This window comes from Corynebacterium sp. KPL1814 (genome assembly GCF_000478175.1).
In the GTDB taxonomy this organism is placed as follows: Bacteria; Actinomycetota; Actinomycetes; order Mycobacteriales; family Mycobacteriaceae; genus Corynebacterium.
Genome location: NZ_KI515774.1, coordinates 396199 through 421489 on the forward strand (window position 1 = coordinate 396199; position 25291 = coordinate 421489).

Genomic DNA, 25291 nt, shown 5'->3' on the forward strand with positions numbered 1-25291 from the left:
GGTAGGGCGGGTAGACTCTGCAATCATGACTGAATCGACCATCCACGCATCCGATATCCAGCAGGCACAGGCACGCATCAGCTCCGAAATCGCGCCGACGCCGCTGCAGTATTGCCCCCGGCTTTCTGCGGAAACGGGCTGTGAGGTCTATTTAAAGCGCGAGGATCTCCAGGACGTGCGCTCGTATAAGATACGCGGCGCGCTCAATAGCATCTCCAGCTTGTCGCAGGAGGAGCGGGAGCGGGGCATCGTGACGGCATCGGCAGGCAACCATGCACAAGGCGTGGCCTATGCGTGCCGCACCATGGGGATTCCGGGCAAGATTTTCGTCCCGGAGCCCACGCCCATGCAAAAGCGCGACCGCATCCACGTGCACGGCGGAGACCAAGTGGAACTCGTAGTAGTGGGTGCCAACTTTGACGAGGCCGCGGCCGCCGCGCATGCCGATGCCTCCGAGCGCCACGCCACCTTCATCGAGCCCTTCGATGCTCGCGATACCATCATCGGCCAGGGCACCGTCGCCGCGGAGGTCTTGGCACAGCTTTCGGCAAAGGGCGCCTCGGTCGATACCATCGTCGTTCCCGTCGGCGGCGGCGGGCTGATTTCTGGCATCACCTCCTATATGGCGGATATGGCACCGCACGCGAAGGTGGTGGGGGTGGAGCCGGAAGGGGCGGCATCGCTAAGAGCAGCCTTCCGCAATGGCGGGCCGGTGGCGCTAGAGAGCGTGGATCCGTTTGTCGACGGCGCGGCGGTCAAGCGCCTGGGCTCGCTGCCGTATGAGATTTTGGAGGCCAACCAATCGCGCCTGCACTGGGACACGGTCTCTGAGGGGGCGGTGTGCACGGACCTGCTCAACCTGTACCAAAATGAGGGTATTATCGCCGAGCCCGCCGGTGCGCTGTCCGTGGCCGGGCTGCAGCGGGTGCCGCTAGAGCCGGGTTCGACGGTGGTCTGCGTGATTTCTGGGGGCAATAATGACGTGTTGCGCTACGCCGAAATCATGGAGCGCTCGCTGGTGCACCGCGGCCTGAAGCACTACTTCTTGGTCAATTTCCCGCAGGAACCGGGCCAGCTGCGCCACTTCCTGTCTGAAATCCTGGGCCCCAGCGATGACATCACGCTCTTCGAGTACCTCAAGCGCAATAACCGCGAAACTGGTGCCGCGCTGGTGGGCATTCAGCTTAGCCGCGCCGAGGACCTGGCGGGGCTGAAGGAGCGGATGGCCGAGTCCAAGATCTCGGTGCAGCACCTGCAGCCGAATACCCCCGAGTACGATTTCTTGGTGGCCTAATGCGCGATACCTATCGGCGCCCCACCGGCCAGGTGGAACACGAAATTGAGATCAAACGCTCGCGGTTTATTACCCTGATCGGCCGAGTCACGAACGAGGAAGAAGTACGGGCGTTTATCGATGCCGCCCGCCAGCGCTTTCCCGATGCCCGCCACCATTGCTCCGCCTATGTCTACCACGTCGACGATGCGAACCCCGTGGAACGTTCCTCCGATGATGGCGAGCCTTCCGGGACGGCCGGAAAGCCCATGTTGGATGTGGTAAAGGGCTCTGGAATGCTCGATATTTGCGCGGTGGTCGTGCGCTACTTCGGCGGCATCAAGTTGGGTGCGGGTGGACTTGTGCATGCCTATGGCGGGGCGGTCAGCGAGGCCATGGAAAAGGTCGAGGCGGTCATCCGGGCGCGCCGGGAGCTTTATACGGTGGAATGCCCACACGCCACGGCCGGGCGCTTCGAAGCGGATTTGCGCGGGCGCGGCATCGATATCACCGATACCGAGTACGGTGCAGCCGTAACCTTTACCGTCGCCGTGCGCCCGGGAAGGCTCGATGAGCTCCAGGCGATGCTCGCCGCGCTTTCCCAAGGCGAAATCAGCGCGCGCGAAGCAGGCTCTGCCTGGGTTGAGGTAGGATCTGGGTCATGACTATGCAGCAGCGACCGAATAACCCCATTGCGCAGCGCAAGCAGCAGGTGCGCAAGCACTCCCGCAACGCCGTTATTTCCGTTGCCGGTGGCCTCGGCGCAGGAGTTGTTTTAGGTGTGCTATCTGCTAATTTGGCCGCTTGGATGGTTTTGGGCCTTATCATCGCCGTGGTGGGTGGCGGATATAACTGGTTGAAGATCCGCAAAATCGTCAACGAGAACCATAATAATTATTAATGCCTACCCCGCAGCCAAGCGGCCGCCCCGTCCGCATTGATGCTTGGGTATGGGCGGTGCGCATGTTCAAAACCCGCTCCGCCGCGGCCACTGCGGTGCGCGCCGGGCACGTGAAAATCAACGGTGAAGCGGTCAAACCGGCGCAACAAGTCGTGCCAGGCGATAGGGTGCGCGTGTGGCGCAACCACCATGAGCACGATTTGGAGGTGCTGGCTACCGTCGCCAAGCGCGTGGGCGCGCCGGTGGCGCGCACCTGCTATACCGATCACGCGCCTCCGCCACCGCCCAAGGAGTTCATGCCGTCCGTGCCGGTGCGGCCCCGCGGCGCGGGCCGGCCGACGAAGAAGGAGCGCCGCGATATGGAAAAATTCCGCGGCGGGTTCCGCTAAGAGTTAGCGCGCAACGCCTTAAGGCGCGCATTCAGGCGGCGCCGGCGGCCGGCGCGGTCGCCGGATTCAGCGGTGGCCTCGATGTGCTGCTTGCCAAACTTATTGAGCAGCAGATCATCGATAAGGCGCACTTGGCCGGGCCGAAAGCGATAGCGCATGGTGTCGTGGACGTGGGCAATGGCGTCATCGTCAAGCAGCTGCTCGAGCTGGTCCAAGGACCGGATATCGTTTGCCTCCAAGATTTCCGCGAGGAAGCGGTAGTGCTCCGAGCGCGAAAGCGGGAAGCGGTTGCCCAAAATGATGGCCAGGACGCCAGGTAAGGTTTCCGGAGTGAGCTCCACGTCCGTATCTGCCTCCGTGCGCGGGGCCTTGAGCGCGGCGATTTCATCGAATTGCTGATCTGCTAGCTCGATCAGGCCGGCGGCCAGCGTAAACAGGCGGTCCACCTCAGGCGAGGGCGGCGTAGGTCCCTGCTTATAGCGGATATCGTGCTCGAATTCCGCCCACGCGTGCTGCAGCACGGTGCGGATTTGCACCTCAAAGGTCCAGCCCACGAAATCGGCGAGCTCTTCCATGGCCGCCGCGCTATCGTCCGTCACTGTGAGCACCAGGTGGTGGGAACCGTAACCAAAACCGCCGGAAATGCGGGTCTCGGCCGCCTTATCTACAGAGCGCACGACCTTAAAGGACTCGCCGAGCACGTCTAGTGCATTGGGAATGATGGTGGAGTGGTACAAGGTGACGCGCACGCCCATGACATCGTGGATATCGTCCCACGGGGTGGGGTAGATGAAATCACCGCCCTCGCCCCGCTTCTTGGCCTTGCGCTTGAGTGAGGACCACGTTTTAACGCGGGTCGATACCCGGTCAAAGATGATGCCGGCGTCATTGAGCAGGTCCTCGATGGCGGTGCGAAAATCCTCCGCCGCCGTGGGGTGGCTGCGGGTCCAGGCATGGTACTGATTGCTCAGCCGCGACATCCTGCTTTCCGCCATGGTGCTCCTCTCATAATTCGCGGGGAAATCCGTTAGACCATACTAGCGGGCGCGAATGTAAAACGGTGCGATGGCGGGGAAGTTGTTCGGCGGCGGCGCGGGCGAGGTCGCGGGCATACTCATCGGGCAGGTGGGCGAAGACAAAAACCGTCGCGGAATCCGGCACCAGGTAAGTTAAAGAATGCGAGCGCATGAGGCGGCGCATGTGTTTATCCAGCACGGTGAAGGTTTCTGGGTGGGCCAACCACGAAGAAATCGGGGCGCCGTGGGAGCGAACTTGCAGGCCGCCAAAAGGCGCTGCGGCAGGCAGGGTGCAGTGGGCCGGGCGCGTCCAAAAGCGCAGGCCCTGCGAATCGAGCGCGGCGCGCTGCAGATTCAGTGAGGCACAATTCCACGCTTGGCGGGTTGAGACATCCAAGTCCGCGAGGCCGCGGTGGCTGAGCCTGCGAAAAGTGCGCTGCCCGGGAAAGACCAGCGCCATCGACAGGTTGGGTGAAAGCTGGATGGTAGCAAGGGAGTCGCAAAAGCCGTCATCGGAAAGCCGCTGGTGTTTAATCCACGACCGCGCGAAAAGCGCCGGCAGTAAATTAGTGGTGGTGGGGCGGGGTGCGTCGAGCGTAAGGGTCATGGCGATTTCTCCAAGGTAGTGCGTATCCGCCCCTATTGGACTGGAGAAATGGCCGGGTGGTTCCCTGCGGGTTTAAAAAGGCGGCTCGGCATCGAGCTCCAGCTCAGAAAAGAGCTGGGCGCCGGACCACATGGTGATGTCCTGGCCCTTTTCTTGCAGCTCTTCGGCGCGCTTTTCTTTGGAGGTCTTCTTTGCCCATTCGCCGACGACGAGCAGCGTGGTCTTCTTGGTGACGTTTTTGCCCACTTGCCCGCCGCGCTTGGCGATTCCCTGCCACAGCAGCCCCTTATCGTACGGCTCGAAATCGCCGGTCAGGGTGACGTGCTGGCCGTAGAGCGCGCCCTTTGGATCGGCATCGGGATTGGGATCTGGGATGGTATCCGGGGTGGCCACGGCCTGCCACGGCGCCCGGCCGGAAGAGGCGGGCTTTTTGCTGGTTCCCGCGGACCGGGTGGAATCGCGGAAATCGGTACCGGCGCCCAGATCGTCGCCGGAGGTGGGCGCGGTATGCGCGCGCAGGACCGGCAGGATGGCCGAGGATTCGAGGCGGCCGAGGCTAAACTCCCGGCTGGTAAAGAGATCAGTGATGCTTCCGGTATGCCCGAAGCGTTGGGCCAGCCCGGTGATGATGGTGCCGGCGGCGCGGGCGTCCTCGGTGGCATCGTGGTGGGTAAAAGAGGCGCCGCCAAGGTGTTTCACCACGGTGGGAAGCTTGTGGTTGGCCACCGAAATAACACCTTGCTTTGAAGCGTCGCGGGACAAAGCGAGCGAGCAGGCCAGCGGGATGGTGGGGACATCGGCGCCGGCGGCCAGCAATCCGGAGCGCAGCGCGGAAGAGTCGAACTGGACATTGTGCGCGACGATGACATCGCTGCCGATGAAGTCAAAGAGCTCTGCAGCCGCTGTGGCAAAGGGCATGGCTCCTTCGACATCGGCGGCGGTAATCCCGTGGATGGAGATATTGATCTCGGCAAAGTGCTCCAAGCCTGGGGGAGGGGTGCACAGCCACGACTGGGACGCGGTTTCTTGGCCATCGCGGTAACGCACAGCGCCGATCTGGCAGATGGAGCCCCAATTATCATTGGCGGTTTCCACATCTACCGCGACGAAATCAAGCCCTGGGTTTTCTTCTTTAGCGGATGCGCTTGCGGCCGTGGCTGCCGCGGGTTCGGGTGCGGCTTCCGTCGGTGCGTCGCCCTTTTGTGCCGCCTCGATGGCGAGCGCCACGCGGTGGGGATCCTGGTGCGGCGCGAAGGCAATGCTGCCGGCGCTGCCTAGGGACAGCGAGCCAAAACCGGTGGCGGTGGGTTCGTGGGCACGCAGGTCATCGATGGCATCAAGCGCAATTTCTGCGGTGGCAGGCTCGCCCAAGCTGCGGGAGAGCAGGCTGCGGTGAAGCACTATTTTTTCCGCAGTGACATCGATGAATACGCCATGCGCGGGATACGACACGAAAATGGCCTTTCTTCTGAGGTGACAATCTAGGGAGGGCTGCTGCACAGAGATCGTACTCGCTTGTGCTCGGCGGAAATCCGCCGCGGGGGTGAAGGGTTTTAATCCGCCCCGCTGTGTTGCAAACCGGCATTGATAATCTGCACGCCATGCACCAAATCGGCGCGGTAGTCGGCCGCGGTGGTCCCGCCGGTGGTTTCTAGCAGTTGGCGCTGGGACTGTTCGAGCAGCGTGGCGCCCAAGACGAGGTGAACGGCAGTAAGGGCGGCGGCCTTGCGGGCAGTATCATCGAAATCGGGACAGGTGGCGGAGCTAAACTGCGCGACGAGGTGCTCCCAAGCCGGGGAATCAGGCTGCGAGAGCCCAGCTATGGCAACCTCCGCTCCATCGCGCCGGGCCAGGAGCAATTCGCGCAGGTGCAGGCTAATTTCTTCCAGCGTGGAACCGGCAACAGGGGCGATAATATCTTCGGCAAGAGCGGCAATGAGCGCCTGCTTATTGGCGATGTGCCAGTACAGTGCGCCTGGAGCAACGCCGAGGGAAGAAGCGACGCGGCGCATGGTGACATCGGCAAGCCCATAAGTATTCAATAGGGTCGTGGCGGCCTCGATGATGCTCTCGCGATGTAGTTGCACAGTGGAAATTGTACGTGCTTCAGCGCGGCAAGGAATAGCTCACAGGTACTTTTAAGACTGCAATAATGTCCCTTGCAAACTTGTATTGTTAAGATTGCGGGGACAAAAGAACCCGTCGTGAGGCGGCTTCGCATTCGAAAGATTGATTCAGGAGCTCTCCCTTGTCCTTTTTGACCCCTGCAAAGAAGTCCCTTTTCGCGGTCGCAATGGTTGCCCCGCTTGCCTTAGCTGCATGTAGCTCGGACGATGAGGACGATTCGACGAAGACCACGTCGTCTTCGTCTGCTTCCTCGTCTTCTGAGACCTCTGCGAAGGAATCGACGAAAAAGTCTGAGGACAAAGACGCAGATAAGGACAAAAAGAAGGAAAAGGAAGAAAAGGACAATAAAAAGGCCGCCGAGGACACTAAGGAGAAGGACGAAGAAGGCGGCGATGAGGGCACCGACGCGAACCCCATGCAGAATGAGGATGATCCCTTCGCCAACGCACAGGACATCAAGCCCATTGAGGGCGGTCAAGAAGCAAACGACGGCGATAAGCAGGCCATTGAGCAATTGGTGCGCGGGCAGCATGAGATTGACAATGTCAAGGACTACTTTGGCTACATGCCTGCCCATGCTTGCAAGGCCGTGCGCGAAGGCGAGTCCGGGGATTTCCAGCAGTACCTCAACTACGTCGATAGTCTTCCCAGCCAGTCCTTTTCGGAATACGCAAACTCCATGCGCCAGCAAAGCCAGGGCAATGCCAAGGTCAACGAGTTCGCCAACCAGCTAGAGGCTATCCCTACCTCCACCAAGCTGGAATCGATCAATGACGTTGTGGTCAATGGCGATGATGCCTCCGCTACCGTGAGCGTGTCGAACCCTGAAGGCACCGATACCTCCACCGTTCGTTTCCGCCGCGAGGGCGACAACTGGACCTTCTGTAACTAAATTGTCTTCCCGCCAAGCTCGCTTGCCCCGCACCCTCGGTTTCGGTGCGGGGCTCCTCGCGTGTTCCCTGTTCGTTTTTGGCATCTGTGGTGCGCTCTGGGGTTTTATGCGCCCCACGATGACCGGCCATGCTGTCGACGGTGGGGGCTATGCCATTGAAGCCGTGAGTAACGCGCAATTTGTCGCATTTATGACCTTTGCGCTAGTCACGGGTTTCTTGGGGCTGTGCCTCGGACTGGCCGCATTTTCCCAACGCCGCGGGCGCGGTCTCACGATGTTGCTGTGGGTAGGGCTATGCGCGCTCGCGGGTGCTGCTTCCTTCTACGTCTTTGGTGGCATCACCGCAACGCACCCGCCGGAGAACCCAGGGGACGTCGTGGAATTTGCGCCGAATTTTTCTCCCGCCGTTGCCTGGGCGGTAGCCCCATTTTTGGCCATGTTTTCCTACTGGTGTACCGCGTTTATTAGTTCCGACGCGGACTGGGAAGCTGTTGGCAAAGAGTCTGCTCAAAACGGCAGTGCGCAACAGCAAGTAATTACGCCCACTTAACCGGCGAGCTGCCACAGAATTTCCGCGCGATGTCATCGATTGCGTGCAGGACCGCATCGAGGCTGTGGCTTAAAACCCGCAGCAGCTGGCCTTGGTTAAGGCCCGCTCCAGTCAGGGTCGGCACATCGACATGGACATGGATGCCGTCGTCGGTGGAGCGGCAGTAGGCCGTGGCGCCGTGGCTCGCTAGGTTCCAGTCATTGCAGATCAGAAACAAGCGGGTGAACTCGTCCTCATCCGCATTCAGATCCCACCGGCCAGTGATGATGAGGCTCGGCCCAGAATCGAGAGTAAAGGTGCAGGCGATGGAATTGACTAGGGCAAATAGGCAGATTTCACCATCGCTATGGAAGCGGTCGATGCCTATTTGCGGCAGTGCCGCGGCGAGGAAATCCAAGGTGAACACCGGCGGTGCGGCGGTGCCGTCTGGTACCAGCAGAAGCTCGGGTTCTTGGGCCAGGGCCGGAAATTCGCGCGTCACTATGCTAATTAGCACCTCTGCGCCGTTAAGTGCGGCGGGCACGAACGCGGCTAGTTGATCGTGCGTTGGTGCAGACCCGGTGGTGAAGTGGCTTTGCCCGCTCAGTACTAGCGACCCGGCCTCGTCATAGTCCAGCACGGCGGTGGGGTAGAGGCAATCGGCGTTCCAAGTGGTGATAAACCGGGACAGCGCGGCGGCCTCGCCCAAGTCAACCGCGCCGCGCAGAGTGGTGTGCAGGTGGACGATCGCATCGTCGGCCTGCGACACAAACACCAGCGTGGACCCCTCCTGCCCATGGGAAATAACGAGTTCTCCAGAAGGTAGCGCCCAATAGGAAAAATCAAGCTCGCGGACGATGGCGCGCAGGTGCCGCTCAAGACTGGTGGATTCAAATTCGATCATCATGCACCGCACACTCGCCTTCGCTGGAAGTTGATTTGAGTCTATCGCTCAAGAGGGTGTCCCCGCGGCGCTTTGGGCGATAGTATATTGGTTTATCTACAGATATAGCCCACGGTGATCAACCAGAAAGTGAGCCAGGAATGCTTCGAACCATCGATCTCCGCGGTCAACAGCTCCGCCCCGCCACGCTGCGCCGCGTTCTTCCGCGTGGCGGCACCGATGTCAATTCCGTCATGGGAACCGTCGTACCGATGGTGAATAAGGTGCGCGACGAAGGCGTCCAGGCGGCGTTGGATTATGGGGAGCAATTCGATGGGGTGCGCCCGTCGTCACTGCGCGTGCCCCAGGCGAAACTGGAGCGGGCTGCCGAAGAACTTGATCCCCAGGTGCGCGCGGCCATCGAGGTCTCCATCGCGCGGGTGCGCCGCGTGCATGCGGACCAAAAGCCGGATTCGCACACCACTCAGCTGGCCCCCGGCGCCACGGTGACCGAGGTATTCCGCCCCATCGAACGCGTTGGCCTCTATGTTCCCGGCGGCAAGGCGGTCTACCCGTCCTCAGTCATCATGAATACCGTGCCCGCGCAAGAGGCCGGTGCCTCCAGCTTGGTGGTGGCCTCCCCGCCGCAAAAGGAACACGGTGGCTTGCCACACCCTACGGTTTTGGCTACGTGCCACATGCTGGGCGTGGAAGAAGTATGGGCCGTAGGCGGCGGCCAGGCGGTCGCGCTTTTGGCCTACGGCGATGCGGAAGAGGACGTAGAGCCCGTGGACATGATTACCGGTCCGGGCAATATCTTTGTCGCGGCGGCCAAAAGGGCGGTGCGCGGGGTGGTCGGTACCGATGCGGAGGCCGGCCCGACCGAAATCGCCATCTTGGCGGATGAGACCGCAAACCCCGTCTACGTTGCCTATGACCTCATCTCTCAGGCGGAGCATGATCCGATGGCGGCAAGCGTGTTAATCACGGCATCGGAAAGCGTGGCCCAGCAGGTGAAACAAGAAGTCGAGCGCCGCTATACGGCAACGGAGAACTCCGTCCGCGCCGCTGAGGCCTTAACCGGCGAGCAATCCGGCATCGTGCTGGTGGATTCCGTGGACGCGGGCATCGCCGTGGCGAATGCATATGCCGCCGAGCACTTAGAAATCCACACCGCGCAGCCGCACGCGGTGGCAGAGCGCATCAACCACGCCGGCGCCATCTTCGTCGGGGCGTATTCCCCGGTGCCTTTGGGGGACTATTCGGCCGGTTCCAACCACGTGCTGCCTACCTCGGGTACGGCGCGGTTTTCCGCCGGGCTTTCCACCCACACCTTCCTCCGGCCGGTCAATCTCATCGATTATGACCGCGGCGCCCTGGAAGAAATCGCCCCCAACGTCATCGCCTTTGCAAATGCCGAGCGCCTTCCCGCCCACGGGGAGGCTATCCGCGCCCGATTCGAGGAGAAATAAATGGCCCAGCTACATGACCTACCGCTGCGCGAGGAATTGCGCGGCGAGACCGCCTATGGCGCCCCGCAGCTGCGGGTGGCCTACCAGCTCAATACCAACGAGAATCCTTTCCCGCCCTCGCCCGCGCTTGTCGATGCCCTCGTGGACGAGGTCCGCCGCTGCGCCAGCTCGCTGAACCGCTACCCAGAGCGCGATGCAGTCGAGCTGCGCACCGAGCTGGCCCGCTATGTTTCGCAGCAAACCGGGGTGGATGTCACCTACGAGCAGATCTGGGCAGCCAACGGTTCCAATGAGATCCTGCAGCAGCTTTTGCAGGCCTTCGGCGGGCCCGGGCGCAGCGTGCTGGGATTTACGCCGTCGTATTCCATGCACCCGATCCTTTCTGCCGGTACTCACACGCGTTTTATCGAGTGCCCGCGCGATGAGAACTTCGCCATCGATATGGACCGCGCCTTGGCAGCAGTGGCCGAGCACCAGCCCGACGTCATCTTTGTTACCACCCCGAATAATCCCACCGGCGGGGTTACTAGCCTGGAGGATATTGCCGCGCTTGTCGATGCCGCCCCCGGCATCGTCATCGTCGACGAAGCTTACGCCGAGTTTTCTGACTCGCCGTCCGCGACGAGCTTGTTGGAAAAATACCCCACCAAGCTCGTGGTCTCCCGCACGATGTCGAAGGCCTTCGACTTTGCCGGCGGGCGCCTGGGCTACTTCGTGGCGGACCCGGCCTTCGTGGAGGCCATCATGCTGGTGCGCCTGCCGTATCACCTGTCCGTCTTATCCCAGGCAGCGGCTACTGTGGCCCTGCGCCACAGCGCAGATACCCTCGCCACCGTGGTGACCATCGCCGCCGAACGCGACATGGTGGCAGGGCGCCTGCGCGAGATGGGTTATACCGTCATGCCGAGCGAATCGAATTTCCTTTTCTTTGGCAATTTTGCGGACCAGCACCGCGTGTGGGAGAAGTTCTTGGATGAAGAGGTGCTCATCCGCGATGTAGGAATTGATGGGTACTTGCGCGTGACCATTGGCCTGCCGGAAGAAAATGCGGCCTTTCTGGCTGCGGCGGAAAATCTAGCGACTACAGTAGGAGCGGATACTTCAAAGGAGTGAGATATGACAAACCGTGTGGGGCGTGCCCAAAGAGCAACATCGGAATCGGATATCACCGTTTCCATCGACCTTGACGGCACCGGGAAAAGCGATATTTCCACCGGGCTGCCGTTCGTTGACCATATGCTTACCGCATTTGCCACACACGGTCTATTTGACCTGCAGATAAAGGCCACTGGTGACGTGGAGGTTGACGCCCACCATACCGTGGAAGACACCGCCATCGTGCTCGGCCAGGCCCTGAGTGAAGCCGTGGGGGATAAGGCCGGGATTCGCCGCTTCGGCTCCCAATTACTACCCATGGATGAAGCGCTGGTTGAAGCGGTCGTAGACTTTTCGGGCCGCGCATACTTCGTGATGAATGGCGAGCCGGAGCACCTGCAGTGGCAGGTCATCGGCGGGCACTATGCAACGGTGATTAACCGCCACTTCTTCGAATCCCTGGCCACCCACGCAGCCATTACCCTGCATGTCAACGTGCGCTACGGCCGCGATCCGCACCACGTGACCGAGGCGGAATACAAGGCAGTAGCCCGCGCGCTGCGTGCTGCCGTGGACCAAGATCCGCGCCAGAATGGCATCCCTTCGACGAAGGGAGCCCTGTAGCCCGTGCAGTTTATGATCCTTATCCTGTTTTTGGTGGCGGGCCTCTTGGTAGGAGGGGCCTGGTCCGCGTATCAGCAGGACTCGAAGTTTTTTACGGTCGTCGCCGCGCTTTTAGCCGTTATTACCGTGGCCGCGGCCATTGCCTGGATGGTTGGAGGCTTTAGCAAATGAGCGAATCTCAAGCGACCAATATTTGGAAGGTGCCCGGCTATACGCCGACGATGGTAGCCATCGCAGCCGCCTTTGGCGCCTGGTCCATCCTGCTTCCCGTAGTCCCGCTGGCCGTCATTGACTCCGGCGGTTCCGCGACTTTGGCGGGTGGATCCACCGGTATCTTCATGGCCTTTACCGTAGCCACGCAGATCATGTCCCCGTGGCTATTGCGTCGCTGGGGCTACCGGCGCGTGATGGCGCTATCCGCCTTTACCCTAGGCGTTCCGGCCTTTGGCCACCTGCTGGGCACCGACGCCTGGATCGTCTTGCTATTTTCCGCCATGCGCGGGGTGGGCTTCGGCGCTCTCACCGTGTCCGAATCCGCGCTGATTGCAGAGCTCTCCCCGGTGCGTCTGCTGGGCAAGGCCACCGGCATGATTGGTGTATTCACAGGCTTGGGGCAGATGATCTTCTTGCCGCTCGGCCTGTTCATGGCGGATTCGTTAGGATACGCCTCTACCTATATCACCGCCGGTCTCATCGGCTTCTTGGGCTTTGCTATGTGCCTGCGTATCCCCAAGATCAAGGTCACCTTGGCCGAGGATAATGACGAGGAAGTCAATATCATCCGCGTTCCCACCTGGAAGCTGGTACTGGTCCCGGCCCTGGCCTTGACTACCTTTTCCATGAGCTACGGTGCCATTTCCTCTTTCTTGTCCCCCGCAATGCAAGAACTCGATGCCGCAAAGGGTGCCAGCCTGGCCGGCGTCATGCTGTCCATCGTGGGCGGTGCGGCGATGATCTTCCGGTATTTCGCCGGCGTGGTGGCAGACCGCACCGGGGCCCCAGGTAGCCTGTACATTCCAAGCCAGATCATGGCAATCGTCGGCGTCGGGACGATTTCCCTGACCCTGTTTATGGAAAGCTCCATCTGGTGGCTGGTGCTCGGCGCCGTTCTTTTTGGTGGCGCCTTCGGTATCGCACAAAACGAGGCCTTGCTATCCATGTTTGACCGGCTGCCCCGCGAGCGGGTTTCGGAGGCTTCGGCCATTTGGAATATTTTCTACGATAGCGGCACCGGCTTAGGCTCGACCTTGCTCGGCGCCATGGTGGCAGGCTACGGCTACGACGGCGCCTTCGGAGCGGGGGTTGCGATCCTCATCGCCGGGCTGCTCCTCACCACGGCGGACTTCATCTTGGGCCGGACTCGCATCAGCGAGACCAACGATATCCGCACCCGTTTGCGTCGAATGCGTAAGGTATAGCCCATGACAAAATCGGTGGTGTTATTGGACTACGGCGCGGGTAATATTCGCTCCGCGCAGCGTGCCCTTGAGCGCGTCGGGGCGAAGGTAACCGTCACGGCGGATCCTTATCAGGCCCTCGAGGCTGATGGGTTGCTGGTTCCCGGCGTGGGCGCGTTCGATGCCTGCATGAAAGGGCTTAAGGCAGTAAATGGGCCGAGGGTCATCGGCCAGCGCCTAGCAGGCGAGCGGCCGGTCATGGGCATTTGTGTGGGCATGCAAGTGCTTTTCGATGCCGGCGTCGAGCACGGCATCCACTCCACAGGCTGCGGCGAATGGCCGGGGACGGTCGAGCGCCTGCAGTCCGATGTTTTGCCGCACATGGGCTGGAATACCGTCGAGATGCCGGATGACAGCGCCATGTTTGCCGGGCTTAGCGCTGACGAGCGGTTTTATTTTGTGCATTCCTACGGCGTGCGCCGCTGGGAATTAGAAACCGTCATTACCCGCCCGCCGCTGGTGAGCTGGTCCACGCACGCCGGTGATTCATTCGTGGCGGCAGTGGAAAATGGCGCGCTCTGGGCTACGCAATTCCACCCCGAAAAATCCGGGGATGCGGGCGCGCAGCTATTGGAAAACTGGATGCAGACTCTCTAGGTAGGATGAAACCATGACTTTTACGCTTTTGCCCGCAGTCGATGTTGCCGGTGGCAAGGCCGTGCGCTTGGATCAGGGAGAAGCCGGTACCGAAAAGGTCTACGGTTCCCCGCGGGACGCCGCCCTTGAATGGCAGCGCCAGGGCGCCCAGTGGCTGCACTTTGTTGACCTCGATGCTGCCTTTAATCGCGGTTCCAACCACGAGCAAATGGCGGGAATTACTAAAGCACTTGGCATTAATGTCGAGCTTACCGGTGGCATCCGCGATGATGCCGGGGTAGAGCGCGCGCTGGCTACCGGCGCGAATCGCATCAATATTGGCACCGCCGCCTTAGAAAACCCAGAGTGGATAGAAAAAATCCTTGGTCAGTATGGCGAGAAAGTCGCCGTGGACTTGGCGGTGCGCTTAGAAGATGGCGAATGGCGTACGAAGGGCAACGGCTGGGTCTCCGATGGCGGGGATCTCTGGGAGGTGCTCGAGCGCCTCGATGCCGCAGGGTGCCAGCGCTTCGTGGTCACGGATGTGTCCAAGGATGGGACGCTGACTGGGCCCAATGTGGAATTACTGCGCGAGGTAGCAATGGCAACCGATGCCAAGGTCACCGCCTCCGGTGGTATTTCCTCCCTGGCGGATCTTAGAGAGCTGGCCCGGTATGAAAATGAGGGCATCGATTCGGCCATCATCGGCAAGGCGCTGTATGAAGGAAACTTTAGCCTGGAGGAGGCGCTCGCGGCGGTGGCAGAGGTAGAACCGCTGCCTGCAGAAGTTGCCATCGATCTCTATGACCCCGAGGAAGAGTAACCGATGATGGATCCGCGCGAGTTGGTGGCCTTCGCGGAGGCGGCCGTGGACCAAGTCGAGCCCATCTTTCGATCCGGCATCGGGGCGCCACCGGCCCACTTTAAAAGCCGGGGCGATTTTGCTACAGAGGTGGACTTGGCCATCGAAAAGCAGCTGCGCGATATCTTGCAGCAGATGACCGGCATCCCGGTCTACGGGGAGGAATCCGGCGGAAGCATCCACGACACCGTGTGGGTTGTCGATCCAATCGATGGGACCGCGAATTATTCCGCGGGCAATCCCATGGCCGGCATCCTGGTGGCCCTGGTTCACGAGGGCCAGCCTGTCGCGGCCATTTCAGATTTTCCTCTTTTAGGCAGGCGCTTGGTTGCTAACGACGGCTCGCCGCTGCGCTCTGCGGGTGGGCCGGCAGGTGGATTCGGTGGCGGGGAGGAGTCCCCAGAATTCGATGATGCGCGCGGGCACGTGGGGTGTTTTTCCAGCCTGCCCACTGCAGCTTTCCACGAATTGCGCGAAACCGGCTTGCGCCCGCGCATCACAGGCTCGGTGGGGCTAGATAATGCCTTCGTGGCCCAGGGAGTTTTTGACGGTGCCGTTAATTTCTCGCCGCACCCGTGGGATAACGCGGCGGGAGCGCTCCTTATCAAGGCGGCCGGGGGCATCGTCACGGATCCGGAGGGCAATCCGTGGACCGTGCAGTCGCGGGGTATGGTCTCTGGTACCCCGCAGGTGCACGAGACAATCCTGGAAATCCTATCTCACCACTCAAATTAACCCTGACCGACTTGTGAAGGAGTAAGCCCCGCATGGCTGTAGCCGTACGCATAATCCCGTGCCTTGATGTGGATCAAGGCCGCGTAGTCAAGGGCGTGAATTTTGCGCACCTGCGCGATGCAGGAGACCCCGTGGAATTGGCCGCGCGCTATGAGGAATTGGGCGCAGACGAACTGACTTTCCTCGATGTCTCCGCGTCCAAGCATGGCCGGTCCACCATGCTCGATGTGGTACGCCGCACCGCCGATCAAGTCTTTATTCCGCTGACCGTGGGCGGGGGAGTGCGCAGCGTTGACGATGTCCGCGAGCTCCTGCGCACTGGCGCGGATAAGGTATCGGTCAATACCGCCGCGATAGGCAATCCCGGCCTGCTGCGCGAATTGGCGGAAGTCTTTGGCTCGCAGTGCATCGTCTTATCCGTGGACGCGCGGCGCACCGACGCGGCGCACGCACCGTCGGGGTTTGAAGTTACGACACACGGCGGGACGACATCGGCCGGCATCGATGCAGTGGAATGGGCCCAGACCGGCGCCGAGCTGGGTGTGGGGGAGATCCTTTTAAACTCCATGGATGCAGATGGCACGAAGGCCGGATTCGACCTCGAACTTCTGCGCGCGGTGCGGGAAACGGTGAATATTCCCGTCATTGCCTCCGGCGGAGCGGGCGCAGCAGCGGACTTTCCACCCGCCGTTGAAGCAGGTGCCGATGCTGTCCTAGCAGCCAGCATTTTCCACTTTGGGGAGGTAGAAATTGGCGAGGTTAAAAAGGCCTTGGCAGATGCCGGACACGAGGTGCGCCGATGAGCAATCCCGCAGACTATGAGCTAGACCCACAGATTGCTGCGCTACTCAAGCGCAATGAGCAAGGGCTCGTGCCAGCTATTGCCCAGGCCGATTCCGGCGAAGTGCTGATGCTTGCCTGGATGGATGACCATGCGCTTGCCCACACGCTGGCCACGCGCAAGGGCACGTACTTCTCGCGCTCGCGCGGCGAGTATTGGATTAAGGGTGAGACCTCAGGACATACGCAGGAGGTGCTCGGTGTGCGCCTTGATTGCGATGGCGATACCATCTTGCTGACCGTGCGGCAGCGCGGCGCCGCGTGCCACACCGGTGACCGGACATGCTTCGATGCGAAAGTTCTTTTAGGGGATGATTCCTAATGACGAGGCGACTTGGCCCGCTCCTTATTGCGGTGGGCACGGCGGTGCTGTGGTTTTCTTCCCGTAGCACTTGGGTCAAAGCGGTAAGCGAGGACGATAAGTCGGGCTCGGCAACCAATGAGATCGTGGGTTCCGCGTGGTCCCTAGAACTGATGGCATTGACGCTGGTCCTCCTCGCCGGTGTACTCGCGGGGATTGCGCTTCGCCGAACGGGGCGGCGCATCGTGGCCATTGTGTGCGCCCTCGCCGCGGCAGGCGCCGCGTGGAGCCCTATTAGTCTGCTGACCAGCGGCGCTGATGCCGAGCGCGCGCAAAAAATATTGCAGGGCGCGTCCGCAAATGAAAACGCGGTGGATTCTGCCGCAATTTCTGATTGGGCTACCGTCATTTCCACGGAGGTCACTAAGCTGGGCCCCATTGTCGCCATTATCGGGGCCGCGCTGGCATTTTTCGGCTCCGTACTCTTGGCCCAGAACCCGGGCAAGGACAAGGTCAAGGCGTCGAGCAAATACGAAACCCCTGCCGCCCGCCAAGAAAAGCTGGCGGAAGATTTGGAGACCTCATCCGATTCCGGCCGTGTGATGTGGGATGCGCTCGATAGCGATATCGACCCGACCGATGTAGGCCGTAAATAGCCCCGTTCGCGCAGCACAATTTCCGGAAACGCCCCGAATAGCGTTAATCTAAGTGTGATTTTAATCGCGCTTGGAGGGAGGTGCTCATGCCCACACCCATTGCCGTCGATCACCTGGTCGCTGGGGTGCTAGAGGATGTCGCCGCGCGTGAAGCACGCATTTCTTTCCAAGATATAAAGGCACGCTCACGGGATATGGAGCCTCCCCGCGATGCCCGCGCGGCCCTCTTAAAACCAGGGTGTTCAGTCATTACTGAGCTCAAGCGCGCCGTTCCTTATACCGGGGAAATTGCCCACGTGGGCTCGGCCGAGCAGATGGCCGAATGGGCGCGCACCTTTGAGGACTGCGGCGTGCATCTGATGGCCTGCCAGACGGATACGCGGCGCTTTAACGGATCGCTTGAGGATATGGCGGCTGCGCGCGCTGCCATCGATATCCCGATGATGGCGCGCGACCTTATCGTGGATCCGTACCAGATTCACGAAGCCCGCTGCTTTGGCGCCGATGCGATCCCGCTGCAGGTCGAGCTTTTAGAACAAGCCCGATTGGAAGCCCTCCTGGACCGCGCGGAATCGCTGGGGATGACTGCCATCGTGGAGGTGCGAACCTGCGGGGAGGTCAACCGCGCCATCAAGGCCGGCAGCAGCGTCATCGCGATCAATGCGTGGTCGCTTGCCTCGGATGAGATCAACCGAGAGGCCTTCAATGATATCGCCCCGGGGCTGCCGGAATCGCTCCTGCGCATCGCCGTGGGCGGGGTGAATAATGCCCGCAACCTTTTCCACTATGCCTCCCGCGGAGCGGATGCGGTACTGGTCGGCGAATCCGTCATGGCAGCCCAGGATCCCACCGCCTTGGCGCGCTCTCTCGTGGCTGCGGGCCAACACCCAGCGTGCCCCTCGCGTAAAAGTTCCTAGGAAAACTACCCCAAACTAGCTCACGGCCACTCTGATAAGGCACACTATCTACGTGCATACTCAGAATCTTGCAAATATCCCCTCTCCGCCGCAGGGCGTGGTGTGGCATCTTGGCTCCATTCCAATCCATGCGTATGCGCTGTGCATCATCGCCGGCATCCTCGTGGGCATGTGGATGACGCTGAGGCGATACACAGCCCGAGGCGGTAATCCCGATACCGTGTGGGATGCGACCATCGTCGTTATCCCCGCGGGCATCGTGGGCGGGCGGCTCTATCACGTCATCACGGATAACCAGAAGTACTTCTGTGATACCTGCAACCCAGTCGATGCCCTTAAGGTCACCAATGGTGGTCTCGGCATCTGGGGTGCGGTCGCCTTAAGCGCCGTAGCGCTGTGGGTAATGTTCCGGATCAAAAAGATCCCCTTGGCGCCGTTTGCGGACGCGGTGGCGCCTGGCCTCATCCTTGCCCAGGGCATCGGCCGGTTGGGAAACTGGTTTAATCAGGAGCTCTACGGTCGACCGACCGACGTTCCGTGGGCGCTGGATATTTACTACCGCGTCGATGAGGCAGGGGAGTACGCGCCGGTTTCCGGGCATTCTACCGGTGAGGTCATCGCTTCGGTGCATCCGACGTTTTTGTATGAGCTCATCTGGAACGTCCTGGTCTGCCTGTTCCTGTTGTGGGCGCACAAGGCATGGAAGTTGGGGCGCGGACGAGTATTCGCCCTCTACGTCGTGGGCTACACGCTGGGCCGCTTCTTTATCGAGGGCATGCGTTCAGACGAAGCCACCCATATCTTCGGTGTCCGCGTGAACCTCATTGTTTCTGCCGTTGTGTTTATTGCCGGCCTCATCGTCTTTTTCTTGCTGGACAGGCGGCGCAAGGGCCCCGAAACTCCAGAAGAAGTCGATCCGCGTTACTACCGCGAGCAGGCCGAAGGCGCTGCAGAAAATGGCGGCGAGGACGACGATAAACGCGTGGGAACCCCTCGTACCCAAGGCATCTCGGGCACTGCTAGCGGCCGCGAATGACCGGTTATGTGTGATCGTGTCCGATTGCCGTAGTTAAAGCGCCAAAAAATTGTGGCCTGTTGGCGCGCGAGGGAGTAGGTTGGGGGTTGTTCAATTTCCCCGATGGAATAGGCCAATAATGCTGGATAGAAGAACCAAAATTGTCTGTACTCTCGGCCCCGCTGTAGCCAGCGGGGACGGAATTTTGCGCCTTGTAGAAGACGGCATGAACGTCGCGCGCCTTAACATGTCGCACGGCGAGCATGCGGATCACGAAGCCAATTACAAGTGGGTCCGCGAAGCCACCGAAAAGACCGGCAGGAACGTAGGCATCCTGGCCGATCTCCAGGGCCCTAAGATCCGCCTCGGCCGCTTTAAGAACGGCAAAGAGCAGTGGGATAACGGTGAAATCGTCCGCATCACTGTAGACGATGTCGAAGGCACCCACGACCGCGTATCCACCACCTACAAAGGCTTGGCAGAAGACGCGAAGCCTGGCGATCGCTTGCTTATCGATGACGGCAAGGTCGCCGTCGTCTGCAAGGAAGTAGACGGCAACGACGTGGTGTGTGAGGTCACCGAGGGCGGCCCCGTATCCAATAACAAGGGCGTCTCCCTGCCCGGCATGAGCATTTCTGTGCCGGCCCTGTCTGAGAAGGACATCGAAGACCTGCGCTTTGCCCTGCAGCTCGGCGTGGACTACATCGCGCTGTCCTTCGTGCGTTCGCCTGCCGATGTCGACAAGGTCCACGAGATCATGGACGAGGAAGGCCGCCGCGTGCCGGTCATTGCCAAGCTGGAAAAGCCCGAGGCCGTCGATGCCCTCGAGTCCATCATCTTGGCCTTCGACGCAGTGATGATTGCCCGCGGTGACTTGGGCGTTGAGGTTCCGCTGGAAGAGGTGCCGCTATTCCAGAAGCGCGCTATCCAGATTTCCCGCGAGAACGCAAAGCCGGTCATCGTGGCCACCCAGATGCTGGATTCCATGATCGAGAACTCCCGCCCGACCCGTGCGGAGGCTTCCGACGTGGCCAACGCCGTGCTCGACGGCGCCGATGCGGTAATGCTGTCCGGCGAGACCTCCGTGGGCGCGGATCCGCACAACGTGGTGCGGACGATGTCGCGCATCGTCAAGCGCTCCGAGACCGATGGCCAGGTCCCGCCGCTGGCGCACGTCCCGCGTACCAAGCGCGGCGTGATGTCCTATTCCGCCCGCGATATTGCAGAGCGGCTGAACGCCAAGGCCATTGTTGCCTTTACCTCTTCCGGCGATACCGCAAAGCGCGTTGCTCGCCTGCACTCTGACCTACCACTGCTGGTATTCACCCCGCATGAAGATGTGCGCTCCCAGCTGGCGCTGACCTGGGGTGCGGAGACCTTCTTGAGCCCCGACGTCAAGTCCACGGATGAGATGATGGAGGCCATCGATAAGTACCTGCTGGACTTGGACGAGTACGACGAGAATGACTTGGTCGTCGTCGTTGCAGGTACCCCTCCGGGAATCTCCGGCAATACCAACATGATTCAGTGCCACATTTTGGGAGAAACCATCAAGGACTAGCGCACTGAAAAAGCCGCCGCGCCCCCACACTCCAGTGAAGAGGGGACGCGGCGGATTTTTTATGTTGAGTTAAGCGCCCAGATACGCCAGCACCGCCGCATGGGCGGCCTGGGTAGAGGCCTTGACCGTGGGCTCGTAATCCGGCAGGAAGTTGGCCTGGTGGTTGACTGGGGGATCTGCCAACTCGGATTCCGGGGTGCACCCTACGTGCCAAAAGACGTACGGCACGCCCCATGCCTGCGGAAGGTAACAGAAGTCTTCAGAAGCGGTCGAGGGCGAGGCGGTAACGGATTCTTCCCCGAAGGTGGCCGTAAAGACCTCGTCGATGGGCGAATACGCGGCGGCGTCGTTATCGGTGACCTCGCCGTGCGCGTAGTACTCAAAGGTGGGGTCTTTTTCGCAGCCTGAGGCCATGCACTCGGCTTTCACCATGCGCTCGAGAGAGGCATAGACCTTTTCCGCCAAGGCTGGATCATAGAAGCGGGTATTGAGCACGAGCTCGGCGGAATCCGGGATGATGTTGTTTTTATCGCCGGAATGTAGCTCGCCTACGGAGATGACGAAGAACTCGTGCGGGGCTACCTCGCGGCCGACGATGGCCTGGAGCCGGGTGACGATCATCGCCGCGGTATAGGTCGGGTCGATGGAATTATGCGGCATGGAGGCGTGGGCGGACTTGCCAAAGATGCGAATGCGCAGGGAGTCGCAGCCCGCCATGATGGGGCCGGCCGTATGGCGAACGGTGCCGGCACGACCGGGCATGACGTGTTGGCCTAAGCAAATATCGGGGCGTGGCACGCGCTCGGTGAGGTTATCGGCGATCATGTATTTCGCACCCATGGATGATTCCTCCGCTGGCTGGAACAGGGCGAGGAAGGTGCCGGACCAGGTATCGCGGGAGGCATCGAGAAGCGCACAGGCACCGAGTAGGGCCGTGGTGTGCATATCGTGCCCGCAGGCGTGCATGTAGTCATTGGTCGAGGAATACTCCACGCCGGTGGCCTCCTTGACCGGCAGGGCATCGAAATCGGCGCGCATGAGCGCGGTGGGGCCATCGCCGTTGCGGAAAATGGCGACCATGCCATGCCCGCCAATGTTTTCTTCTACCTCGCAATCAAACTCCGCTAACTTGGCGCGGATGCGCGCCGCGGTGCGTTCCTCCTCGTGGGAAAGCTCGGGGTGGCGGTGCAGATCTTCGTAAAAATCCCGCTGCCACGCCAGGTCAGTATCCGCAGTGTGGACCACGGAAGCGATGTTTGTGGAATAAGACATAGTTTTCATCCCTTTGGTTAGGGTAGGGTCAGCTATATGCCGACTATTCAATTCGATGTATTGGTTCCAGATGAGCAAGCGGACCGCGTGGAGGAAATTTTTACCACTGCCACCGATAAGCTGGTAGCGGGCGGATCGCTTACCTCCGCCGAGGTTACTCGCCCAGCAGATCCCCGATTCCCTGAGGGGCTGGAGGAACAGCTGCAGCAAAATTACCGCGATGAACATGAAGAGCGCGATTTGGAAGGCGCACACGCACACCGCTATAACATCGCGGTGGAGGGGGCGACCGGATCCGTGAACCAGCTGGCTATGGTGTTGTCGCGTTTGCTCACGCCGCACGCCGTATTGCCCAAGGATCACGTGCTATTAGAAGATGAATTAGCGCATGAGCGCCCCGCCATCTTTCCGTGGACGGTCGAGATTCGCCCTTAGCCCAGCTGCTTGACGATGTCCCGGGCGGCCCTAGCCAGCTGCTCCGGCATTCCACCTTCTTGGTCTAGCTCCGCGGTGAAGTGCTCGGTGTCCCGGTTGATGGCCCCGGCAATGATGCCGACGGGGGTAGAGGTCTCCGCCGCCAAGTCCGCAACGGTGCCGGCGACCTTGCCGGTTAAGGATTGCTCATCAAAGGCGCCTTCGCCGGTGATGACGAGGTCCGCCTGAGAAATGGCTTCTGGGAGGCCGAGGGCCTTCGCCACATGGGCCCCGCCAGAAACGACGCGGGCGTGCTCATCGGTGCCCCACAGAGTACGCGAAAGCCAAGTAAGGCCGATGGGAATGCCGCCGGCGGCACCGGTAAATTCCGTTTCCGGATCCGTGCCGGTGACCTTGCACATTTGGAGAAGTGCCCCGGCAAGCAGGGCTACTTGTTCGCCTTCCGCGCCCTTTTGGGGTCCGTACATGGTGGCAGCCTGCATGGCCATAGCCCGGGTATCGGCCAAGAGCGTGAAATCAACCATGCCCGCTTTGATATTTAATTGCGCGGTATCGATGGAATCGAGCTGCACCAGCGGGGCACCGCCCTTGGGTAGGGCATAGCCGCGTTTGTCGTGGGCGGCGGCGCCAAGGGCTGCAAGGATGCCCATGCCGCCGTCGATGCTGGCCGTGCCGCCAAGGCCGAGCACGATGGAGGTGGCGCCGCGGGATTGGGCATCGGCAAGCAGCACGCCCGTGCCATAAGAATCCGCGTGGAGGGGATCGAGGGCGTCGCGGACCGCGGGCAGCCCGGTGGCGGCGGCGACGTCGATGAATGCCGTGTGCCCAGCAAGGAAATACTGCGCCTCGGTCAAGCGCCCCACCGCATCCGTCGTGGGCAGGGTAATGGTTTGAGTTTCTTGCCCGCCCGCCGCGGCGGCCTGGGCCAGCACCTGGGCGGTGCCTTCGCCGCCATCGGCCATGGGCAAGGTGGTGACGGTGGCGTTGGGGTAGTGCTGGCGGATCCCGTTGGCGATTCCGGCTGCGGCTTCCGTGGCGGAAGCGGTACCTTTAAAAGAGTCTGGCGCGACAACAATATGCATGCCCGCGATTATAAAGCCCGCGACCCGTGCGGCGGCTTTTTACTAGGAATCCGAACGTTCTACAGAAAATATTTACCTTTATCGTCGCAGGTAAAAGCGGATAAGCGGGGGAGTGAGAAATAATTGTACTTGCATTATCGGTAGATTGATAGGAAACTGGTTCCTGCTAGTCAAACTCCACGAGAATGGGATTTATACACTATGTCTGTTGATAGCCAGATTTCTGAGTACTACGACAAGCTACTCAAGCGTAACGCCGGCGAGCCGGAATTCCACCAGGCGGTGTCCGAGGTGCTGGATTCCCTCAAGATCGTCCTGGATAAGGACCCACACTACGCAGACTACGGTCTGGTTGAGCGCCTGTGCGAGCCGGAGCGCCAGCTCATCTTCCGCGTCCCATGGGTTGATGACAACGGCGAGGTGCAGGTCAACCGCGGCTTCCGTGTGCAGTTCAACTCCGCGCTCGGCCCGTACAAGGGTGGTCTGCGTTTCCACCCCTCGGTAAACCTGGGTATTATTAAGTTCTTGGGCTTTGAGCAGATCTTTAAGAACTCCCTGACCGGCCTGCCCATCGGTGGCGGCAAGGGTGGCTCCGACTTTGACCCGAAGGGCAAGTCTGAGCAGGAAGTTATGCGCTTCTGCCAGTCCTTCATGACCGAGCTGCACCGCCACATCGGCGAGTACCGCGATGTTCCTGCCGGCGATATTGGCGTCGGCGGCCGCGAAATCGGCTTCCTCTTCGGCCAGTTCCGCCGCCTGACCACCCAGCACGAGTCCGGCGTCCTGACCGGCAAGGGTCTGACCTGGGGCGGTTCCTTGGTGCGTACCGAGGCCACCGGTTTCGGTGCCGTCTACATCACCGAAGAAATGATGAAGACCCACGGCGAGTCCTTCGACGGCGCCAAGGTTATCGTGTCCGGCTCCGGTAACGTTGCCATCTACGCCGCCGCAAAGGCACAGGAACTCGGCGCTACCGTGGTTGCCATGTCTGACTCCTCCGGCTACATCACCACCCCGAACGGCGTGGATGTTGACCTGCTTCGCGATGTCAAGGAAGTGCGCCGCGAGCGCATCTCCACCTACGCCAAGGAAGCTGGCAACGGCGTGGAGTTCCACGAGGGTGGCAACATCTGGGATGTGCAGGCTGACGTTGCACTGCCGTGTGCAACCCAGAACGAGCTCGATGGCGAATCCGCTAAGAAGCTCGTCGAGGGCGGCGTTCGCTACGTTGCAGAGGGCGCTAACATGCCGTCTACCCCGGATGCAGTACACGTATTCCAGGACTCCAAGATCAACTTCGCCCCCGGCAAGGCTGCCAACGCCGGTGGTGTGGCAACCTCCGCACTGGAGATGCAGCAGAACGCTTCCCGCGACTCTTGGTCCTTCGAGTACACCGATGACCGCCTGCGTGGCATCATGAGCAACATCTTCAAGAACATCGACAACACGGCCAAGGAATACGACCGTGAAGGCGATTACGTGGCTGGCTCCAATATCGCCGGCTTCAAGAAGGTGGCTGACGCCATGCTGGCACAGGGCGTTATCTAAACTCCCATAAACCACGGCTCCCCATTTCTCCGTACTCGCGGAGAGGTGGGGAGTTTCTGCATTGCTGCGAGGATACGGCGGCCGTGTGCGCCAGTGCCGCGGGTATGTGGAGGGAAAATAGGTTAAACGAACACGGGAAGCGAATCGAACTCGGAGAGCTTTAGCCTTCCTTGCCCCGGCCTGAGAACCCAAGGCGCGCCCTCCACACAATGGAGGTCCTGCGTTG

General features: G+C 60.8%; 29 protein-coding genes. 22 read left to right on the top strand and 7 right to left on the bottom strand.

All coding sequences use genetic code 11. The annotated features are described in order from the left end of the window. The first annotated feature begins 25 nt into the window (after positions 1-25). Genes ilvA through HMPREF1257_RS01830 form a run of 4 tightly spaced genes read left to right on the top strand, consistent with a single transcriptional unit; the run spans position 26 to position 2563 of the window. Positions 26-1294, top strand: coding sequence for a threonine ammonia-lyase IlvA (ilvA, locus tag HMPREF1257_RS01815; RefSeq protein WP_023023009.1), 1269 nt, complete (start codon positions 26-28; stop codon positions 1292-1294). Continuing rightward, on the top strand, positions 1294-1938 hold the full coding sequence (locus tag HMPREF1257_RS01820; protein ID WP_023023007.1) for a YigZ family protein: 645 nt from the start codon (positions 1294-1296) through the stop codon (positions 1936-1938). The genes ilvA and HMPREF1257_RS01820 overlap by 1 nt, the downstream gene beginning before the upstream one ends. Beyond that, complete coding sequence (locus HMPREF1257_RS01825; protein ID WP_005278507.1) at positions 1935-2174, top strand: hypothetical protein; 240 nt, start codon at positions 1935-1937, stop codon at positions 2172-2174. Before HMPREF1257_RS01820 ends, HMPREF1257_RS01825 begins: the two co-directional genes overlap by 4 nt. Then, positions 2174-2563: an RNA-binding S4 domain-containing protein gene (locus tag HMPREF1257_RS01830; protein WP_005283779.1), complete on the top strand. Its 390-nt coding sequence runs from the start codon at positions 2174-2176 to the stop codon at positions 2561-2563. The genes HMPREF1257_RS01825 and HMPREF1257_RS01830 overlap by 1 nt, the downstream gene beginning before the upstream one ends. Here the strand turns inward: HMPREF1257_RS01830 and HMPREF1257_RS01835 are convergent. From HMPREF1257_RS01835 to HMPREF1257_RS01850, 4 genes are all read right to left on the bottom strand, one after another. Then, a complete protein-coding gene (locus HMPREF1257_RS01835; protein ID WP_023023005.1) occupies positions 2560-3558 on the bottom strand; it encodes a GTP pyrophosphokinase family protein in 999 nt (332 codons plus the stop codon). The genes HMPREF1257_RS01830 and HMPREF1257_RS01835 overlap by 4 nt on opposite strands. A gap of 10 nt (positions 3559-3568) precedes the next feature. Beyond that, complete coding sequence (locus HMPREF1257_RS01840) at positions 3569-4186, bottom strand: hypothetical protein (RefSeq protein WP_023023002.1); 618 nt, start codon at positions 4184-4186, stop codon at positions 3569-3571. 72 nt (positions 4187-4258) lie between these two features. Beyond that, the gene (locus HMPREF1257_RS01845; RefSeq protein ID WP_034659120.1) at positions 4259-5638 is read right to left on the bottom strand and encodes an exonuclease domain-containing protein; all 1380 of its coding nucleotides are present in this window, start codon (positions 5636-5638) and stop codon (positions 4259-4261) included. 101 nt (positions 5639-5739) lie between these two features. After that, a complete protein-coding gene (locus HMPREF1257_RS01850) occupies positions 5740-6273 on the bottom strand; it encodes a TetR family transcriptional regulator (RefSeq protein WP_023022998.1) in 534 nt (177 codons plus the stop codon). A gap of 161 nt (positions 6274-6434) precedes the next feature. Between HMPREF1257_RS01850 and HMPREF1257_RS01855 the strand changes: the two genes are divergently transcribed. Both HMPREF1257_RS01855 and HMPREF1257_RS11595 read left to right on the top strand, forming a co-directional pair. Next, positions 6435-7205, top strand: a complete 771-nt coding sequence (locus HMPREF1257_RS01855) for a hypothetical protein (RefSeq protein WP_023022996.1) — start codon at positions 6435-6437, stop codon at positions 7203-7205. A gap of 1 nt (position 7206) precedes the next feature. Beyond that, on the top strand, positions 7207-7755 hold the full coding sequence (locus HMPREF1257_RS11595) for a hypothetical protein (protein WP_051138366.1): 549 nt from the start codon (positions 7207-7209) through the stop codon (positions 7753-7755). On the opposite strand, the gene HMPREF1257_RS01865 is transcribed toward HMPREF1257_RS11595, so the two are convergent. Further along, a complete protein-coding gene (locus HMPREF1257_RS01865) occupies positions 7742-8641 on the bottom strand; it encodes a YbjN domain-containing protein (protein WP_023022992.1) in 900 nt (299 codons plus the stop codon). The genes HMPREF1257_RS11595 and HMPREF1257_RS01865 overlap by 14 nt on opposite strands. A gap of 137 nt (positions 8642-8778) precedes the next feature. On the opposite strand from HMPREF1257_RS01865, the gene hisD reads away from it, so the two are divergent. From hisD to pyk, 14 genes are all read left to right on the top strand, one after another. After that, on the top strand, positions 8779-10089 hold the full coding sequence (hisD, locus tag HMPREF1257_RS01870; RefSeq protein WP_023022990.1) for a histidinol dehydrogenase: 1311 nt from the start codon (positions 8779-8781) through the stop codon (positions 10087-10089). After that, positions 10090-11202 carry a histidinol-phosphate transaminase gene (locus HMPREF1257_RS01875; protein ID WP_023022988.1) on the top strand — a complete coding sequence of 371 codons (1113 nt, stop codon included), beginning with the start codon at positions 10090-10092 and terminating at the stop codon, positions 11200-11202. It abuts the gene before it with no gap. 3 nt (positions 11203-11205) lie between these two features. Further along, a complete protein-coding gene (gene hisB, locus HMPREF1257_RS01880) occupies positions 11206-11808 on the top strand; it encodes an imidazoleglycerol-phosphate dehydratase HisB (RefSeq protein ID WP_023022986.1) in 603 nt (200 codons plus the stop codon). A gap of 3 nt (positions 11809-11811) precedes the next feature. Further along, complete coding sequence (locus HMPREF1257_RS12150; RefSeq protein WP_023022984.1) at positions 11812-11979, top strand: hypothetical protein; 168 nt, start codon at positions 11812-11814, stop codon at positions 11977-11979. Next, the gene (locus tag HMPREF1257_RS01890; protein ID WP_023022982.1) at positions 11976-13226 is read left to right on the top strand and encodes an MFS transporter; all 1251 of its coding nucleotides are present in this window, start codon (positions 11976-11978) and stop codon (positions 13224-13226) included. The genes HMPREF1257_RS12150 and HMPREF1257_RS01890 overlap by 4 nt, the downstream gene beginning before the upstream one ends. Before the next feature lie 3 nt (positions 13227-13229). Further along, positions 13230-13862, top strand: coding sequence for an imidazole glycerol phosphate synthase subunit HisH (gene hisH, locus HMPREF1257_RS01895; protein WP_023022980.1), 633 nt, complete (start codon positions 13230-13232; stop codon positions 13860-13862). A gap of 13 nt (positions 13863-13875) precedes the next feature. Continuing rightward, positions 13876-14664 carry a bifunctional 1-(5-phosphoribosyl)-5-((5-phosphoribosylamino)methylideneamino)imidazole-4-carboxamide isomerase/phosphoribosylanthranilate isomerase PriA gene (priA, locus tag HMPREF1257_RS01900; RefSeq protein WP_023022978.1) on the top strand — a complete coding sequence of 263 codons (789 nt, stop codon included), beginning with the start codon at positions 13876-13878 and terminating at the stop codon, positions 14662-14664. 3 nt (positions 14665-14667) lie between these two features. Further along, on the top strand, positions 14668-15438 hold the full coding sequence (locus HMPREF1257_RS01905; RefSeq protein WP_023022977.1) for an inositol monophosphatase: 771 nt from the start codon (positions 14668-14670) through the stop codon (positions 15436-15438). A gap of 32 nt (positions 15439-15470) precedes the next feature. Continuing rightward, positions 15471-16241, top strand: coding sequence for an imidazole glycerol phosphate synthase subunit HisF (gene hisF / locus HMPREF1257_RS01910; protein WP_023022975.1), 771 nt, complete (start codon positions 15471-15473; stop codon positions 16239-16241). Beyond that, positions 16238-16600, top strand: a complete 363-nt coding sequence (hisI, locus tag HMPREF1257_RS01915) for a phosphoribosyl-AMP cyclohydrolase (RefSeq protein WP_023022973.1) — start codon at positions 16238-16240, stop codon at positions 16598-16600. The genes hisF and hisI overlap by 4 nt, the downstream gene beginning before the upstream one ends. Beyond that, positions 16600-17235 carry a TIGR02234 family membrane protein gene (locus HMPREF1257_RS01920; protein WP_023022971.1) on the top strand — a complete coding sequence of 212 codons (636 nt, stop codon included), beginning with the start codon at positions 16600-16602 and terminating at the stop codon, positions 17233-17235. The genes hisI and HMPREF1257_RS01920 overlap by 1 nt, the downstream gene beginning before the upstream one ends. 86 nt (positions 17236-17321) lie before the next feature. Beyond that, positions 17322-18152: an indole-3-glycerol-phosphate synthase gene (locus HMPREF1257_RS01925; RefSeq protein WP_023022969.1), complete on the top strand. Its 831-nt coding sequence runs from the start codon at positions 17322-17324 to the stop codon at positions 18150-18152. 52 nt (positions 18153-18204) lie between these two features. Continuing rightward, entirely contained in the window at positions 18205-19188 is a 984-nt protein-coding gene (gene lgt / locus HMPREF1257_RS01930) for a prolipoprotein diacylglyceryl transferase (RefSeq protein WP_023022967.1), read from the top strand. A 121-nt stretch (positions 19189-19309) separates the two neighbouring features. Then, the gene (gene pyk / locus HMPREF1257_RS01935; protein ID WP_198010487.1) at positions 19310-20728 is read left to right on the top strand and encodes a pyruvate kinase; all 1419 of its coding nucleotides are present in this window, start codon (positions 19310-19312) and stop codon (positions 20726-20728) included. 69 nt (positions 20729-20797) lie between these two features. Here pyk and HMPREF1257_RS01940 read toward each other — a convergent pair whose 3' ends face one another. Continuing rightward, a complete protein-coding gene (locus HMPREF1257_RS01940; RefSeq protein WP_023022963.1) occupies positions 20798-22000 on the bottom strand; it encodes an amidohydrolase in 1203 nt (400 codons plus the stop codon). Between the two features lie 36 nt (positions 22001-22036). Between HMPREF1257_RS01940 and HMPREF1257_RS01945 the strand changes: the two genes are divergently transcribed. After that, positions 22037-22435, top strand: coding sequence for a hypothetical protein (locus HMPREF1257_RS01945; protein WP_023022961.1), 399 nt, complete (start codon positions 22037-22039; stop codon positions 22433-22435). Here HMPREF1257_RS01945 and HMPREF1257_RS01950 read toward each other — a convergent pair. Continuing rightward, complete coding sequence (locus HMPREF1257_RS01950; protein WP_023022960.1) at positions 22432-23517, bottom strand: glycerate kinase; 1086 nt, start codon at positions 23515-23517, stop codon at positions 22432-22434. The genes HMPREF1257_RS01945 and HMPREF1257_RS01950 overlap by 4 nt on opposite strands. 201 nt (positions 23518-23718) lie before the next feature. Here HMPREF1257_RS01950 and gdhA point away from each other — a divergent pair, with 201 nt between their 5' ends. After that, on the top strand, positions 23719-25065 hold the full coding sequence (gdhA, locus tag HMPREF1257_RS01955; RefSeq protein ID WP_023022958.1) for an NADP-specific glutamate dehydrogenase: 1347 nt from the start codon (positions 23719-23721) through the stop codon (positions 25063-25065). Positions 25066-25291 lie beyond the last annotated feature (226 nt).

Excerpts from the sequence above, each read along its gene's own strand:
- ilvA (WP_023023009.1), top strand. The coding sequence starts at position 26 with ATGACTGAATCGACCATCCACGCATCCGATATCCAGCAGGCACAGGCA.
- HMPREF1257_RS01820 (WP_023023007.1), top strand. The coding sequence starts at position 1,294 with ATGCGCGATACCTATCGGCGCCCCACCGGCCAGGTGGAACACGAAATT.
- HMPREF1257_RS01825 (WP_005278507.1), top strand. The coding sequence starts at position 1,935 with ATGACTATGCAGCAGCGACCGAATAACCCCATTGCGCAGCGCAAGCAG.
- HMPREF1257_RS01830 (WP_005283779.1), top strand. The coding sequence starts at position 2,174 with ATGCCTACCCCGCAGCCAAGCGGCCGCCCCGTCCGCATTGATGCTTGG.
- HMPREF1257_RS01835 (WP_023023005.1), bottom strand. The coding sequence starts at position 3,558 with ATGGCGGAAAGCAGGATGTCGCGGCTGAGCAATCAGTACCATGCCTGG.
- HMPREF1257_RS01840 (WP_023023002.1), bottom strand. The coding sequence starts at position 4,186 with ATGACCCTTACGCTCGACGCACCCCGCCCCACCACCACTAATTTACTG.
- HMPREF1257_RS01865 (WP_023022992.1), bottom strand. The coding sequence starts at position 8,641 with ATGATGATCGAATTTGAATCCACCAGTCTTGAGCGGCACCTGCGCGCC.
- hisD (WP_023022990.1), top strand. The coding sequence starts at position 8,779 with ATGCTTCGAACCATCGATCTCCGCGGTCAACAGCTCCGCCCCGCCACG.
- HMPREF1257_RS01875 (WP_023022988.1), top strand. The coding sequence starts at position 10,090 with ATGGCCCAGCTACATGACCTACCGCTGCGCGAGGAATTGCGCGGCGAG.
- hisB (WP_023022986.1), top strand. The coding sequence starts at position 11,206 with ATGACAAACCGTGTGGGGCGTGCCCAAAGAGCAACATCGGAATCGGAT.
- HMPREF1257_RS01890 (WP_023022982.1), top strand. The coding sequence starts at position 11,976 with ATGAGCGAATCTCAAGCGACCAATATTTGGAAGGTGCCCGGCTATACG.
- hisH (WP_023022980.1), top strand. The coding sequence starts at position 13,230 with ATGACAAAATCGGTGGTGTTATTGGACTACGGCGCGGGTAATATTCGC.
- priA (WP_023022978.1), top strand. The coding sequence starts at position 13,876 with ATGACTTTTACGCTTTTGCCCGCAGTCGATGTTGCCGGTGGCAAGGCC.
- HMPREF1257_RS01905 (WP_023022977.1), top strand. The coding sequence starts at position 14,668 with ATGATGGATCCGCGCGAGTTGGTGGCCTTCGCGGAGGCGGCCGTGGAC.
- hisF (WP_023022975.1), top strand. The coding sequence starts at position 15,471 with ATGGCTGTAGCCGTACGCATAATCCCGTGCCTTGATGTGGATCAAGGC.
- hisI (WP_023022973.1), top strand. The coding sequence starts at position 16,238 with ATGAGCAATCCCGCAGACTATGAGCTAGACCCACAGATTGCTGCGCTA.
- HMPREF1257_RS01920 (WP_023022971.1), top strand. The coding sequence starts at position 16,600 with ATGACGAGGCGACTTGGCCCGCTCCTTATTGCGGTGGGCACGGCGGTG.
- HMPREF1257_RS01925 (WP_023022969.1), top strand. The coding sequence starts at position 17,322 with ATGCCCACACCCATTGCCGTCGATCACCTGGTCGCTGGGGTGCTAGAG.
- HMPREF1257_RS01940 (WP_023022963.1), bottom strand. The coding sequence starts at position 22,000 with ATGTCTTATTCCACAAACATCGCTTCCGTGGTCCACACTGCGGATACT.
- HMPREF1257_RS01945 (WP_023022961.1), top strand. The coding sequence starts at position 22,037 with ATGCCGACTATTCAATTCGATGTATTGGTTCCAGATGAGCAAGCGGAC.
- HMPREF1257_RS01950 (WP_023022960.1), bottom strand. The coding sequence starts at position 23,517 with ATGCATATTGTTGTCGCGCCAGACTCTTTTAAAGGTACCGCTTCCGCC.
- gdhA (WP_023022958.1), top strand. The coding sequence starts at position 23,719 with ATGTCTGTTGATAGCCAGATTTCTGAGTACTACGACAAGCTACTCAAG.